The sequence below is a fragment of the Streptomyces sp. NPDC021749 genome, from assembly GCF_040640655.1.
GTDB lineage: Bacteria > Actinomycetota > Actinomycetes > Streptomycetales > Streptomycetaceae > Streptomyces.
This window is the reverse complement of record NZ_JBFACE010000033.1, coordinates 16,976-30,324: the sequence shown is the minus strand read 5'-3', so window position 1 is coordinate 30,324 and position 13,349 is coordinate 16,976. Positions and strand designations below refer to the sequence as shown.

12 protein-coding genes are annotated in these 13,349 nt (G+C 70.9%); 7 read left to right on the top strand and 5 right to left on the bottom strand.

Annotated features, from left to right (window positions below):
- Positions 1-50 precede the first annotated feature (50 nt).
- Positions 51-845: an exodeoxyribonuclease III gene (locus AB0G35_RS27545; RefSeq protein ID WP_360954996.1), complete on the top strand. Its 795-nt coding sequence runs from the start codon at positions 51-53 to the stop codon at positions 843-845.
- A 33-nt stretch (positions 846-878) separates the two neighbouring features.
- On the opposite strand, the gene AB0G35_RS27540 is transcribed toward AB0G35_RS27545, so the two are convergent.
- Positions 879-2,693: a GDSL-type esterase/lipase family protein gene (locus tag AB0G35_RS27540; RefSeq protein WP_360954993.1), complete on the bottom strand. Its 1,815-nt coding sequence runs from the start codon at positions 2,691-2,693 to the stop codon at positions 879-881.
- Between the two features lie 147 nt (positions 2,694-2,840).
- On the opposite strand from AB0G35_RS27540, the gene AB0G35_RS27535 reads away from it, so the two are divergent.
- From AB0G35_RS27535 to AB0G35_RS27515, 5 genes are all read left to right on the top strand, one after another.
- Positions 2,841-3,281, top strand: a complete 441-nt coding sequence (locus AB0G35_RS27535; RefSeq protein WP_360954990.1) for a DUF6278 family protein — start codon at positions 2,841-2,843, stop codon at positions 3,279-3,281.
- Positions 3,282-3,475: 194 nt separating this feature from the next.
- Complete coding sequence (locus AB0G35_RS27530; protein ID WP_360955112.1) at positions 3,476-4,219, top strand: amino acid ABC transporter ATP-binding protein; 744 nt, start codon at positions 3,476-3,478, stop codon at positions 4,217-4,219.
- Positions 4,220-4,233: 14 nt separating this feature from the next.
- Entirely contained in the window at positions 4,234-5,172 is a 939-nt protein-coding gene (locus tag AB0G35_RS27525) for a glutamate ABC transporter substrate-binding protein (RefSeq protein WP_360954987.1), read from the top strand.
- A 19-nt stretch (positions 5,173-5,191) separates the two neighbouring features.
- Positions 5,192-5,836, top strand: coding sequence for an amino acid ABC transporter permease (locus AB0G35_RS27520; protein WP_360954984.1), 645 nt, complete (start codon positions 5,192-5,194; stop codon positions 5,834-5,836).
- Entirely contained in the window at positions 5,833-6,702 is an 870-nt protein-coding gene (locus tag AB0G35_RS27515) for an amino acid ABC transporter permease (RefSeq protein WP_360954981.1), read from the top strand. The genes AB0G35_RS27520 and AB0G35_RS27515 overlap by 4 nt, the downstream gene beginning before the upstream one ends.
- A 124-nt stretch (positions 6,703-6,826) precedes the next feature.
- Here AB0G35_RS27515 and AB0G35_RS27510 read toward each other — a convergent pair whose 3' ends face one another.
- The 3 genes from AB0G35_RS27510 to AB0G35_RS27500 all read right to left on the bottom strand — a co-directional run bounded on the left by AB0G35_RS27510 (position 6,827) and on the right by AB0G35_RS27500 (position 9,996).
- Positions 6,827-7,303 (bottom strand): hypothetical protein, encoded by a 477-nt coding sequence (locus AB0G35_RS27510; RefSeq protein WP_360954978.1) that lies wholly within the window; start codon positions 7,301-7,303, stop codon positions 6,827-6,829.
- A 163-nt stretch (positions 7,304-7,466) separates the two neighbouring features.
- On the bottom strand, positions 7,467-7,925 hold the full coding sequence (locus AB0G35_RS27505; protein ID WP_360954975.1) for a pyridoxamine 5'-phosphate oxidase family protein: 459 nt from the start codon (positions 7,923-7,925) through the stop codon (positions 7,467-7,469).
- 466 nt (positions 7,926-8,391) lie between these two features.
- Positions 8,392-9,996 (bottom strand): alpha/beta fold hydrolase, encoded by a 1,605-nt coding sequence (locus AB0G35_RS27500; protein ID WP_360954972.1) that lies wholly within the window; start codon positions 9,994-9,996, stop codon positions 8,392-8,394.
- Positions 9,997-10,479: 483 nt separating this feature from the next.
- Between AB0G35_RS27500 and AB0G35_RS27495 the strand changes: the two genes are divergently transcribed.
- Positions 10,480-11,370, top strand: a complete 891-nt coding sequence (locus tag AB0G35_RS27495) for a class I SAM-dependent methyltransferase (protein WP_360954969.1) — start codon at positions 10,480-10,482, stop codon at positions 11,368-11,370.
- Positions 11,371-12,138: 768 nt separating this feature from the next.
- On the opposite strand, the gene AB0G35_RS27490 is transcribed toward AB0G35_RS27495, so the two are convergent.
- Positions 12,139-12,999, bottom strand: coding sequence for an alpha/beta fold hydrolase (locus tag AB0G35_RS27490; protein ID WP_360954966.1), 861 nt, complete (start codon positions 12,997-12,999; stop codon positions 12,139-12,141).
- Positions 13,000-13,349: the final 350 nt, after the last annotated feature.

The following is a 13,349-nucleotide window of genomic DNA, read 5'->3' as shown; positions in this document are numbered from 1 at the left end:
GCGCCGGGACCGGACCCGGGCTGTCAGTGGCGGGCGGTAGGTTTGCAGACATGCGCATCGCGACCTGGAACGTCAATTCGATCACCGCCCGCCTGCCGCGGCTGCTGGCTTGGCTGGAGAGCTCCGGCACGGACGTGCTGTGCCTCCAGGAGACCAAGTGCACCGCCGAGCAGTTCCCGTACGAGCAGCTCCGCGAGCTCGGCTACGAGGCCGCGGTCAATGCCAACGGCAGGTGGAACGGCGTCGCCGTGCTGTCCAAGGTCGGGCTGGAGGACGTCGTCATCGGCCTCCCCGGCGGGCCGCAGTACGACGGCGTGGAGGAGCCCCGGGCCATCTCGGCGACCTGCGGCCAGGCCCGGGTCTGGTCGGTCTACGTTCCCAACGGCCGCGAGGTCGACCATGCGCACTACGCCTACAAGCTCGGCTGGTTCGAGGCCCTGAAGACCGCGGTCGCCGAGGACGCGGCGGGCGACCGCCCGTTCGCGGTCCTCGGGGACTACAACGTCGCCCCCACGGACGAGGACGTCTGGGACCCCGCCGTCTTCGTCGGCTCCACCCATGTCACGCCCGCCGAGCGCGCCGCCCTCCAGGCGCTCCGCGAGGCGGGCCTGTCGGACATCGTCCCGCGCCCCCTCAAGTACGACCGCCCGTACACCTACTGGGACTACCGCCAGCTCGCGTTCCCCAAGAACCGCGGTATGCGCATCGACCTGGTCTACGGCAACGCCCCCTTCGCCAAGGCCGTCTCCGACGCCTACGTCGACCGCGAGGAGCGCAAGGGCAAGGGCGCCTCGGACCACGCCCCGGTGGTGGTGGACCTGGACGTCCAGCCCGTCGGGGCGTAGCGGCCTCCCTCAGAGCGGCACGAGGCGGGTTGCTCAGCGCACGAACGCCCGTGCGGGCACGAGCGCCCGCAGCTCGACCGACTCGCCCAGCGCGCGCAGCCCCGCGTCGCCCGGGTGCAGATGATCGCCGCTGTCGTAGGAGGGGAGCATGCGGTCCGGAGCCGCCGGGTCGCGCAGTACGGCGTCGAAGTCCAGGGTCGCGTCGAAGGCGCCCCGGCCGGCCCCGTCCCGCAGGAAGGCGTTGACGGCCTGGCGGCGGGCTTCCACGGCCGGCGTGCAGTCCGGGTAGCCGCCGCACGGCGTGAGGGTGGCCGCGACCGCCCGCAGCCCCCGCTCGTGCGCCCGCCGGGCCAGCGCCCGCAGACCGGCGATGACGTCCTCGGCCGGGGTGCCCCAGCGCACGTCGTTGATGCCCTCGAAGACCACCACGGTCCGCGCCCCGGCCTGGGCCAGTACGTCCCGTTCCAGCCGGTGCTGGGCGCTGACCCCTCCGGTGTCCGTACTCACCCCGTCGCCTGGATAGCGGTCGGTGACGATGCGGTTCGCCGAGATGCCGTGGTTGAGCACGCCGTAACGGGGCAGCCCGTGCTGGGACCCGAAGCGGCGGGCGAGGACGTCCGGCCAGCGGCGGTCGGCGCCGCTCGTCGACTTCACCCCGTCGGTGATCGAATCGCCCAGCGCGACGATCGAGCCGGGCCCGCCGTCGACCTCCAGACCGGTCAGGAACGGCCAGAAGGCCATGGTCTGCGGGTAGGCGCCGCCGTCCGGGTCCCGCGTGCGGTCGCCGCCGCCGTCGGCGCTCACGTACGAGAGCTGGGCCGCCTCCTGGTGCACCGGCGCCGCGGCCACCGTCCCGGGCAGATGGAGGCTCACCAGCAGATCGGTGTCCGGCGGGACGGTGAAGCGCGCGGGATCGCTGAACAGTTCCGCGCCCGCCGGGATCCGGGCTCCGGCCCGCCCCCGGAAGGTCAGCGCCACCGGCCGGCCGTCGGCGGCCGCTCCCGCACCGCGCACCGCGATGCTCGCCGCCCCGATGGAGACCGGGGCCGCCGCGAAGGTATTGGCGACCCGGATCCGCGCCCGCGGCCCGCCCGCGCCGCTGTGGATGACCAGCCGCACCGTACGGTCCCGCCAGGGGCCGACGGCGCGGTAGCCGGCCGTGCTCGCCGCCCAACTCCCGGTGCGGCCGCGCCCGGTGTCCCGTACCGACAGCGCGAAGACGTGCAGGGCGGCCGCCGGGGACGCGGGCGGCAGCACCACTGACGCCACCTTCCGCCCGGGCCGCAGCGGTACGGTCACCGCGTACAGCCGTGCCGGACCGGCCGACGGCCCGGCCGGGCCGTTGACGTGCGGCAGCGCCACCGCCTTGGTGCTCAGGGGGCCGGAGCGCCAATCAGGGGCGGTGAGTTGGTACGCGTGGTGTGAGCCGTCGCGGTAGCGGACGGTTCCGCGGCCGGTGGCCTGTCCGCCCGTACCGGCGACGAGGAAGGTCAGCGCATCTCCCCGGCCGCGCACAGCGACCGCCTGCCCGTCGGCCCGTACGTTGTCCGGCGTCCCGGCCGTGCTGTGCGGCCAGCTCAGCCGTGCGCCGTCGAGGGTCAGCACGGTCCCCGGCGACCAGCCGGCCGCCGCCAGGTCCTGGGCGGACAGCGAGTGGCCCGCGCCGTCGAAATCGGCCGCGTCCGGGCGGGAGTTGTCGCTCACCGCCGTGTTGTCGAAGAGCCGGGGCAGCGGGCGGGGCGCCGCCGGCGCCGTGGTGGCCGCGGCCGCCGGCGCGAGGGCGGTGCCCGGCAGGGCGGTCGTCAGGAGCAGCAGTGTCAGGGCGGTACCCCATCGGCATAGGCGCATCGGTCCGTGTCCCCCTCCGATCGCAGAACCGCTCCGGGCGCACTGAAGGTAGGGAGCCGGCGCAGGCGCGTCAAGGAGGCGTACGGCGCCCGGGTCACGCCGCGCGCCTGTGGCCCCGACCACAGGTCGGGTGGGACCCTGCACACCATGAACATGTCTTTCCTGGACAAGTGGCGCAAGCGACCGCCCTCCCGCCGGTCCGTGCCGCTCGCGGAGTCGGTGCGCGCCGACCCGGAGAGCGTCATCGAGCTGCTGTCCGAGTGCGAGCTGCTACGGTCCCACGCCGCCACCGCGGGGGTCGAACTCGACGACTCCGTACGCTCGTTGGAGCGCCTGGACCAGCTCCAGCCGGACTGGCGGGACGACCCCGAGGTCGCCCCCTGGCTCGGCAACGACGCGGGCCTGTACCTGGGCACCGTACTGGTACGCACGGTCCGCGGCGCGGCCTGGCACGTCTGGCCGGACGGGCAGCCGGTGGTCCGGCTGGCGTCCGGGCGCGAGATCGACGTGGTGGCGGCCGGCCACCAGTGGGCCGACGACGGCGCACCCGAGCTCTCCCAGGTGTACGCCGAGGCCGCGGAGAGCTGACCCGCGGGCCGGGCCCGCCCCGACCGGCCCCGCACCCGCCCCGGGCGCACCGCCGGAACCCGGACAGCATCAAACCGACTTAACCGATTTATCCTCTCAAACATCGCTGTACGTGCGTGTCAGGGCGAAGCACCCCCCTCTCCCCGGTAGTTTGCGGGCTCTCCGCTGTACGGATGAGAGTGGGCAGATCGGACATGGCCGGTGAGGCGCTGATTGAACTGCGCGGGGTCAACAAGCACTACGGAAAACTGCACGTCCTCCAGGACATCGACCTCACCGTCGGTCGTGGCGAGGTGGTCGTGGTCATCGGGCCCTCCGGGGGCGGGAAGTCCACCCTGTGCCGGGCCATCAACCGCCTGGAAACCATCGAATCGGGCACGATCACCCTCGACGGCAGACCGCTGCCCGAAGAGGGCCGGGCACTCGCCCAGTTGCGCGCCGACGTCGGCATGGTCTTCCAGTCGTTCAACCTCTTCGCCCACCGGACCGTGCTCGACAACATCATGCTGGCCCCGGTCAAGGTCCGTAAGAAGCGGAAGGACGAGGCCGCGCGGCGCGCCCGTGAGCTCCTGGACCGGGTCGGGCTCGCCTCGCAGGCCGACAAGTATCCCGCCCAGCTCTCCGGCGGCCAACAACAGCGCGTCGCCATCGCCCGCGCGCTCGCCATGGACCCCAAGGCGCTGCTCTTCGACGAGCCGACCTCCGCACTCGACCCGGAGATGATCAACGAGGTGCTGGAGGTCATGCGGCAGCTCGCCCGGGAGGGCATGACGATGGTCGTGGTCACCCACGAAATGGGCTTCGCCCGGTCCGCCGCCAACCGCGTGGTGTTCATGGCCGACGGCCGGATCGTCGAGGACCGCACCCCCGAGGAATTCTTCACCGCCCCGCGCAGCGAGCGGGCGAAGGACTTCCTCTCGAAGATCCTCAAGCACTGAACGGGGGTGCCGCCATGCCATACCGACACACCGCGCACCTGCCCCGCACCCGCAGGGCCCTCCTGCTCGCCGTAGTGGCCGTCCTCGCGCTGGTCCTCGCCGGCTGCGGCCGGGCCGGCAGCCCACCGGTCAAGGGCCCCAAGGGCAGCGAACTGCCCCGGTACCCGGTCGCCAAAAACTTCCGCCTGCCGTCCTCCCCGACCTGGGTGGCGGCCAAGCGCCGCGGCCACCTCATCATCGGCGTCAAGGAGGACCAGCCCTACCTCGGCGAGAAGGACCCCGCCACCGGCGTCTACACGGGCTTCGACATCGAGATCGCCAAGATGATGTCCGCCGCCCTCGGATTCCCGCCCCGCACCATCCAGTTCCGGACCATCGCCTCCGCCAACCGCGAGACCGCCCTCCAGAACGGCCAGATCGACCTCTACGTCGGCACCTACACCATCAACGACAAGCGCAAGAAACTGGTCGGCTTCGCCGGCCCCTACTACATGGCCGGCCAGTCCCTGCTGGTGCGCACCGACGAGCACGACATCCACGGACCGCAGGACCTGGCCGGCAAACGCGTCTGCTCCGCGGCCGGCTCGACCCCCTACCAGCGCATCCAGTCCGAGTACCCCAAGGCCGTCCTCGTCGCCTACGACACCTACTCGGTGTGCGTGGACAACCTGCTCACGTACCAGGTCGACGCGGTCACCACCGACGACGCGATCCTGCTCGGCTACGCCGCCAAGGTCCCCCGCGAGCTCAAGGTGGTCGGCAAACCCTTCTCCGAGGAGCCGTACGGCATCGGCGTCCCGCGCGCCGACAACGCCCTGCGCTTCGCCCTGGACGACGCGCTCGCCGCGAACGAGAAGAACGGCAACTGGAACAAGGCCTACGACGCCACCCTCGGCCTGTCCGGGGCGCCCGCCCCCAAGCCGCCCCCGATCGACCGCTACCCGGCGACCTGAGCCGCCAAGGAACCGACCGATGAACGTTCTCCTCGACAACCTCTCCCTCTACGCGGAGGGGCTGCTCGGCACCGTCGAACTCACCGTCTACTCCTCCCTGCTGGCGCTCGCCATCGGCTTCCTCATGGCCGCCTTCCGGGTCGCCCCGGTCCGCTCGCTGCGAGCCTTCGGCACCGCCTGGGTGACGGTGCTCCGCAACACCCCGCTCACCCTGCTGTTCTTCGCCGTGGTGCTCGGCCTGCCACGCTTCGGCCTGGTCCTGCCCTTCAAGCTCTTCGCCATCCTGGCGCTCGGCTGCTACACCTCCGCCTTCATCTGCGAGGCGGTCCGCTCCGGCATCAACACCGTCCCCACCGGACAGGGCGAGGCGGCCCGCAGCCTCGGCATGACCTTCCCGCAGACCCTCGGCATCGTCGTCCTGCCCCAGGCGTTCCGCTCCGTCATCCCACCCATCGGCTCCACCCTGATCGCGCTCGCCAAGAACTCCGCGATCGCCGGCGCCTTCAGCGTCGTCGAACTGCTCGGCGTCTACAAACCGCTCAACGAGCTGGGCTACAGCATCATCTGGACCTTCGTCTGGATCGCCGTCGGCTACCTGATCGTGACCCTGTCCATCAGCGCGATCTTCAACGTGCTGGAGAAGCACTACGGAGTCGCCCGATGACCGCCAACGCCCTCTACGACGTCCCCGGCCCCCGGGCCAGGGCCCGCCACCGGGCCTACGGCCTCGCCGGGACGCTCGTGATCCTCGCGCTGATCGGCTGGATCCTCTACCTGCTCTTCGTCACCGCCCAGTTCACCACCGCGAAATGGAGCCCCTTCACCTACGCAGGGATCCAGGAACTCCTGCTCAACGGCCTGGCCAACACCCTGCGGGCCTTCGGCTTCGCCGCGGTGCTCTCGCTGGCCTTCGGCGCGGTGCTCGCCACCGGGCGGCTCTCCGTCCACCGGCCGCTCCGCTGGCTGTGCACGCTGATCGTGGAGTTCTTCCGCGCGATGCCCCTGCTCGTCATGATCTTCTTCATCTACGTGGCGCTCCAGGTGGCGCCGCTGCCCGCCCTGGTCGCCGGCCTGACGCTCTACAACGGCTCGGTCCTCGCCGAGGTCTTCCGCAGCGGCATCAACGCCGTCGAACGCGGCCAGGGCGAGGCCGCCTACGCGCTCGGCATGCGCAAGACGCAGGTCATGACGTACGTCCTGGTGCCGCAGGCGGTCCGGGCGATGCTGCCGGCGATCATCAGCCAGCTGGTCGTCGCACTCAAGGACACCTCACTGGGATTCCTCATCACCTACGAGGAGTTCCTGCACGCCGGCAAGCTCATCGCCTCCAACCTCGACTACGACCTGCCGTTCATCCCCGTCGTCATGATCATCGCGCCGATCTACATCGGGATGTGCATGCTGCTCTCCTGGTTCGCCAACTGGGTCTCCCGGCGCCAGAAGCGCAACCCCAAGGTCGAGTCCGCCGAGGTGGCCGCCGCGGAACCGGGAAACCTCATGACGGGCGACCACCAACGGCACACGCCCTGAAGCAGGCGTTCTGAGGCATGCGTGCCCGTAGGCGGCCTGAGACAGGTGCCCTGAGGGAGGTGCCCTGCGGCAGAGGGCGGGGTCCGCTTGCCCCGGGCCCTCCCGTGCTGCTCTTGGGCCTCCGTCAGCGGACACGGCGCGCGAGCCAGGGGCTGAGCGCTCCGCCCAGGATCAGCTCCTTGTACGTCTCATCGCCGGGCAGCGGAACGACCAGCCACTGACCCGGCGGGAAGAACCGCGTCTTGACGTGGGCCAAGCCGCCGTACACCGACCGCAGGAACGCCGGCACCGCATCCCGCGGCACATCCGCGAACTCCACCCCGTCCACGGTGATCTTCGCATCGTCCTCCGGGAACAACTGGACGGTGACCGCCGGGTCCCCGCCCAGCTCCAGGAACGCCTCGTGCGGCAGCGAGCCGTCCGGGTCCAGCACGGTGAACGCCCCGGCGGTGGTACGCCGGGAGGTCACATCCGCACCGATGTCTTCCGTGACGGTCACTTCGAGGCGGTACTCCTCGGCGACCTCCCGGACGGCCGTGACGGCGGACTCGGTCGTGGGCAGCTGCGGCCGCGACTGCGGGCGCGGGGCGGAATTTCCCATACCGGCGATCATGCCACCGGCCGCTTCCGGGCTACCGAGCCGCCCCGGGCCACCGGCCGCTTCGGGACTACTGGGCCGCCCCGGGCCACCGACCGCTTCGGGACTACCGGACCGCACCGGGTCACCGGCCGCCCCCACCCGGGCATACGGCCGCGCGGGGCTACTACACCCGCCACACCCCGTCCCGCATCAGCTCCCGCCCCGCGAGCTCGTTCTCCTCGCGCCAGGCCAGGATCCGGCGCGGCGTGAAGACGAGGAACACCCAGGCGTCCCGGCCGCGCGGGTCCCAGCCGAGCTTCTCGGTGAACGCCCTGCCTGTGCCGTCGGGCAGCGCGTCGGAGGCGACGGTCTCGACCGTGCTCTCGATGAGGACCACGTCCCGGGTGGGGCCCAGCGCCACCCAGCAGGCGCCGTTGACCCGGAGATTGCGGGCCGTCGGGTTGTTCTTCTTCGTGGCCATCACCAGCCGCTCGTCGTGCCAGACGAACGACAACGGCACGAGGTGGGGCGCGCCGTCGGCGGAAGCCGAGGAGACCCAGGCGTCCTCGTCCGTCATCAGTCGTGCCAGCACATCGTGCTTCCGCTGCCCGGCGTCGCGGGCCGGAGGTGGGGAGGTGACCATGCGCTGAGGCTAGCGACGACGCACCCCCGCCGCCTCGGGCGCGCGCTGTACGTCTTGGGGCCTACGACCGGTCCTCGGGCTCGGGCTGTGGGCGGCCGACAGCCGGCGGCCTTTGAGGGGCAGACCCACAGGTTGAGAGGGAGCGCAGGTCGAGAACCACGGCATGAGAACCACGGTATGAGAACCACGGGTTGAGGTGGGGTCAACCCGTGGTGCGATGACCGGGCCCGGCGTTCATGGAACCGTTGATGACACGAACAACCCGTCAAACGACACCCTTTGAGGAGACCCCGCCATGCCGACTCTCACCCCTCCCACCCCTCCTACCCTTCCCAGCCCTCCAACCCCTCCCAGCTCTCCCAGCTCTCTCAGCCCTCTCGACGTCGCCCGTTCCCTCGGCGTCCGTCTTTCCCTCGCCGGCACTCTCCTCCGCGCCGACGACCTGGGGCCCGCACCCCCGTGCTCTTTAGTCGCGCACCGGGACGGAGACGTACGACGGATCGTCCGCCGGGGAGGAGAACGTCAGCCGGGCGCCGGACGGATTGTGCTCGATGTACAGCGGATCGACGGTGTCCACGACCACCGCCAGCTTGTGGCCCGCCGGGACGTCGTAGGCGGTGGAGAACAGCTCCAGGTCCACGCCGAACGGCTGCCCGGGCGTCTTGCCGTGGAAGGTGAACGGCGCGTGGGTGACCAGCTTGCCGATGCCGAGCGGGCCGACGTCATAGAGGTACGCGATCGCGGTACCGCTCTCCGCGGTACTGGTGACGGTGGTGTGCAGACGGGTGGTGCCGCGGACCCGCTGCCCGGTCTCGTAGCGCTCGGTCTGCCAGACGGCGGCCAGCGAGCGCGGCAGCAGCGGGATCGAGGCCATCGGCGGCAGCCGGAAGAACTGGTCCAGCATGCTGGAGAGGAAGATCAGCCCGCCGTCGGCGCCGGAGTCCCAGTTGGTGTGGATCTGCCGGCTGCCGTCCAGGGCGATCTTCCGGTGTGCGGACGGCACGTCCTTCCAGCTCTTGTAGCCCTCGTAGGCACCGGTGGAACGCGACTTGAGCAGTACCGGAGATTCCTTGTCGATCCCGTTGTCGGTGCCCTTGAGGTAGTGGTCGAACCACCGCTTGGTGTCGGTCCAGGTGTCGTCGGGCAGCCCGAACAACCCGAGGGCCTCGGCGGTCGCATGGTCGCCGGGGCGGAACTCCAGCCGCTTCGGCCCCTTGAGCTTCTCGAAGAAGTCGGCGTACTGGTTGGGCGGGAAGAGCGAATCGCCCCACGCGTTCCCCAACATGATCGCCGCACCGTTGTCGTTGATCCGGTCCAGATAGGTGGCGGGGGAGCGCTTCTTCCCCCAGGCGAGCAGGTCCTTCTCCTTGGCGAGGTTGGAGGTCATGAAGTCATGGAGGACGGTGCGGAGTTCGGGGCTCGGGCGTCCGGTCAGCTCACCCGCGCCGCCGAGCATCGCCGCAGCCTGCAGATGCTGGGTCCGTCCGCTGTAGATCGAGTCGATCAGGTTGGCCCAGCCGCTGAGTGCCGCAACCACCTTGATCCGCTTGTCGAACGCGGCGGCCAGCAGACTGATCCCGGCCCCGTAGGAGACCCCGCCCATACCGACCTTCTGCGGATCGGCAGGGGTGTTCGCAAGGGCCCAGTCGATGACCTTGGACGCATCAGCGATGTCCTCGGGCCCGGCGGTCTCGATCTGCCCGCCGGACTGCCAGAAGCCGCGCGAGTTGTATCCGACGACCACATATCCCGCGTCGGCCAACTTCTTGGCCTGCGCCATGTACTCCACCTGCGGCATCGCCCAGCTGGTGGGCAGAACGATGACCGGGTACCGCCGGGTACCGTCCGCACCGGCCGGGGTGAAGACGTTGGCCTTGAGGGTGATCCCGCCCTCGCCCTTGATGTCGACGAACCGCACCGAAGCGGAGCCGGCGGATGCCGTGGCCGCGGGGGCGGCCTCCGGGGTTGCCGCCTGGGCGGTGGCCGGTGCGCCGGTGAGCACGGTCGTGGCCAGCACCGCCGCCGAAACGGTGCCGATCGCGGCGCGCAGGGTCGTACGAGAGGGGGTCATCTTCTGCTCCAGATCTCGATGCGAGCCGGCGCACGCTGTCCGGGGACAGGAGGGGCATACGCCCGGCCCGAGGTGACTGGAGAGTAAAGTCCGACCCTTACCGAAGGTAACCCATCGGTAGGTTACGGGTGGGTAACAGCCTTGGGTCCAGGGTGAGTCGGGCTGAGCCCGGGACAAGCCGGAGGGCGGGGCGCGCCTGTCTCTGGCCGACTCCGGCCGAAGCATGGTCAGTTGGGGCGATCCAGGCCCGGGGCGGGCCAGGGTGCGCACGGCTCCGCTGGGCGGTGTCAGGCCGCGACTGGGCTGACTTGGGGCGAGTCGAAGTGTGAGTGGGAGGCGGGTGGAGGAGTGGGGGTGGGTGGGGGAGTGAGGGTGGTGGAGAGGCAGGCGAGGGTGGTGGAGAGGCGGGGCGGGGGAGGGGCGGGGCGGGGGAGTCGAGATGAGCCTGACGGTCGGTTGGCGGGCAGTTGAGGGGGATAGTCCATGAATGCGGCGGAGGTGGCGGAGGTGGCTGAGGTGCTGGAGACCGATGAGGTTGGCGGTGTGGCGCGGGTGCAGACGCCGTTCGATGTGAGTGAGCGGCGGGCTTGGGCGGGGAGTGCGGCTGCGTACGAGGCTGGGTTCGGCAGGCTGTGTACGTATCCGGTGCCCGCGCTGCTCGAAGCCGTAGGGGTGGGGTCGGGCATGCGGGTGCTCGACGTGGGGACAGGTCCGGGGTCGGTCGCTGCGGCGGCGGGCGCGCGGGGTGCCGAGGTGGTGGCCGTGGATGCCGAGCCAGGGATGGCCAGGCGTGCCGCCCGGGCTGTTCCGGGCGCCTCTGTATACATAGCCGAGTTGGCTCGCCTGCCCTTTAGGGACAGCCAGTTCGACGCTGTTGTGGGGAACTTTGTGCTCAATCATGTGGGGCGACCGCGGGTGGCGCTGACGGAGCTGCGTCGGGTGACCCGGTCGGGCGGGCGGATCGCCGTGACGATCTGGGCGGCGCCCGCAGCATCCGGGCAGGCGCTGCTCGGGCGGGCCGTAGCGGCAGCCGGGGTGCCGCGACCGGCCGATGTGCCTGCGCTTGCGCCGGAGGACGACTTTCCGCGCACGGAGGACGGGCTCGCGGCGCTGCTGAACGAGGCGGGGCTCGTCGAGACGGGGTGCCGTTCCCTGGCCTGGGAGCACCACACGACGGCGGCGGAGTGGTGGCAGGGGGCGGCGGCAGGGGTGGCCACGATGGGACGGATCGTCACCAGCCAGGGGGCGGAGGGAGTCGAGCGTATTCGGCAGCAGTTTGCCTTGCTGGCTGAGGAGTTCGCGGACGGGCACGGTGGCCTCGTGCTGCCGCACCGGGCCTTGTTGGCGTACGGGAGGGTGCACCAGACGGCGTGAGGGGAAGCGAGGGGAAGTGAGGGGCGCGGGGGGCATCGCAGTGGTGCGGTGGCAGGCTCGTTATGGCGTCCTGAGCGCGGCTCGGCGCGGCGATCAAAGGCGAGCGGAGCGGGTGGGTCTGGTCCACCTCCTGGTGGCCGCCGCGGAGTGACGATGGGGGTGTCGTGGGTGCCGGGACGTTCGCCGACTGCTGTCCGGGGCAGCGGCGAACCGTTGTCCCGCACCGATCTTCCGTGCGGGGAGTAACTGCCGTTTGGGGAAGGTAACTTCGGGGCGGTATTCGGTAAGTCGAGCCGTCTTGTGCCGGCTTTTCGGGAGGCCGGAGCGGGGCGGCGGTTCCATGGGGTGTTCGCCCTCGCTCCGGGTGAGATACCGCTCGCCGGGCCGGGTGGGGTCGGGTCGGGCTGGGCCGGGGCGGGTCGGGCCGGGCTGGACCCGGTGGTGGGCGGAGGTGGGTTGCCGAGGCCGGCCGGGTCACGTATGCAGGCGGCGTCGGGCGGCGGCTGGCACAGCAGCTACGGGGAAGCGACGCGCCGCCGGTCGTGGCCCCGGACCGGCTGGTCCCGGACCGGTTGGCCCCGGACTGGTTGGCCCCGGACCGGTTGGCGCCGGGGCGATTCGATAACTGGGTCGACCGACCCCAAGGTGCGTGCCACCGCATTGGCCCACTACCGCTACAGCGGCATCTACGACGCACGCTGAGCGGGTGAACAACGGCGGAGGCGGAACGGGTGGACGAGGAAGAGGCGGCCCCGGAAGGGCGGACGTCTACCTTCTGGTGGAGGCGGTGGGAGGGGTGGGGGCGGGGAGAGCGGTCAGGAAAGACGAGAGGGCGGTGTTGAAGTCGTCCTCTCGTTCCAGGTTCGGCATGTGGGCCGCCTCCGGGATGATCGCCAAGGTGCTGTTCGGGATGCGCCGGTGCATGTCCTCGGCGTCGCTCACGGGGGTGTACGCGTCCTCCGTGCCGACGACCACGAGTGCCGGTACGGACATCCGCGTCAGCAGCTCCTGGTAGTCGGGGCGCTCGGCGCGGCCGCGCAGGGCAGCCGCCGCGCCCTCGGCCGGGGTGCCCCTCATCATGCCCAGGACGTGGGCGGCGACTTCCGGGCGGGCTTCGATGGTGCTCGGTGCAATCATCTTGTCGAGCACCTCCTGCGCATAGCCGGTCATCCCCTCGCGCAGCAGGCGCTCCGCCATCGCCCGGCGGCCCTTTTTGCCCTCGTCGGTCTCCGGCGCCGCGAAGGTGTCGGCGAGCACCACGCCGCTGATCCGCTCGGGGAAGAGGCGGTAGCACTCCATGACGATCTGGCCGCCCATGGAGAGTCCGCCCAATACGCAGCGCTCGACGTCCAGGTGGTCGAGCAGCCCGACGATGTCGCGGGCGAAGGTCTCCAGCGGGGTGACGCCGGGGACGACCGAACTCTCGCCGTATCCGCGGAGGTCCGGGGCGATCACCCGCCGGCCGGCCCGGCTGAAGTGGGCGATCTGCGGACGCCACATGGAACGGTCGAAGGGGTGCCCGTGGATGAGCACCAGTGGCTCGCTGCCGGCCTCGTTCCGGTGGCCCTCCTTCCGATCGCCCGTGTCCTCGTAGCCGATGGTGATTCCACCCATGACGACCGATCCCATGCTTGACATCCCCTCCAGGGCAGTGTGACGCCTCGATGCTTCGATGCTATGAGGTGCAATAACTCGGCACAATAGGAATAATGTGCTCGGTGCAATGTCGATGCCGACCCTCGCGGCGAGGCGATTACGACTATGGGTGCGGGGTGCGGGGTGCGGGGTGCGGGGTGCGGGACGTCGGGATGCGGAACGCGGAACGCGGAATGCGGGGCGGGGCGCCAGGTCCTGGTCGGCCCCCGGTGCCTGGTCCGGGACAGGGTCCAAACCCGAACCAGGGTCCGGACCAAATCCCGAACCAGAGTCCGGACCAAACCCCGGACTCGGGCTTCGGACCAGGCCGGATCAGGGGAGCG

Coding starts and splice junctions, on each gene's coding strand:
- AB0G35_RS27545 (WP_360954996.1), top strand. CDS start 51: ATGCGCATCGCGACCTGGAACGTCAATTCGATCACCGCCCGCCTGCCG.
- AB0G35_RS27540 (WP_360954993.1), bottom strand. CDS start 2,693: ATGCGCCTATGCCGATGGGGTACCGCCCTGACACTGCTGCTCCTGACG.
- AB0G35_RS27535 (WP_360954990.1), top strand. CDS start 2,841: ATGAACATGTCTTTCCTGGACAAGTGGCGCAAGCGACCGCCCTCCCGC.
- AB0G35_RS27530 (WP_360955112.1), top strand. CDS start 3,476: ATGGCCGGTGAGGCGCTGATTGAACTGCGCGGGGTCAACAAGCACTAC.
- AB0G35_RS27525 (WP_360954987.1), top strand. CDS start 4,234: ATGCCATACCGACACACCGCGCACCTGCCCCGCACCCGCAGGGCCCTC.
- AB0G35_RS27520 (WP_360954984.1), top strand. CDS start 5,192: ATGAACGTTCTCCTCGACAACCTCTCCCTCTACGCGGAGGGGCTGCTC.
- AB0G35_RS27515 (WP_360954981.1), top strand. CDS start 5,833: ATGACCGCCAACGCCCTCTACGACGTCCCCGGCCCCCGGGCCAGGGCC.
- AB0G35_RS27510 (WP_360954978.1), bottom strand. CDS start 7,303: ATGGGAAATTCCGCCCCGCGCCCGCAGTCGCGGCCGCAGCTGCCCACG.
- AB0G35_RS27505 (WP_360954975.1), bottom strand. CDS start 7,925: ATGGTCACCTCCCCACCTCCGGCCCGCGACGCCGGGCAGCGGAAGCAC.
- AB0G35_RS27500 (WP_360954972.1), bottom strand. CDS start 9,996: ATGACCCCCTCTCGTACGACCCTGCGCGCCGCGATCGGCACCGTTTCG.
- AB0G35_RS27495 (WP_360954969.1), top strand. CDS start 10,480: ATGAATGCGGCGGAGGTGGCGGAGGTGGCTGAGGTGCTGGAGACCGAT.
- AB0G35_RS27490 (WP_360954966.1), bottom strand. CDS start 12,999: ATGGGATCGGTCGTCATGGGTGGAATCACCATCGGCTACGAGGACACG.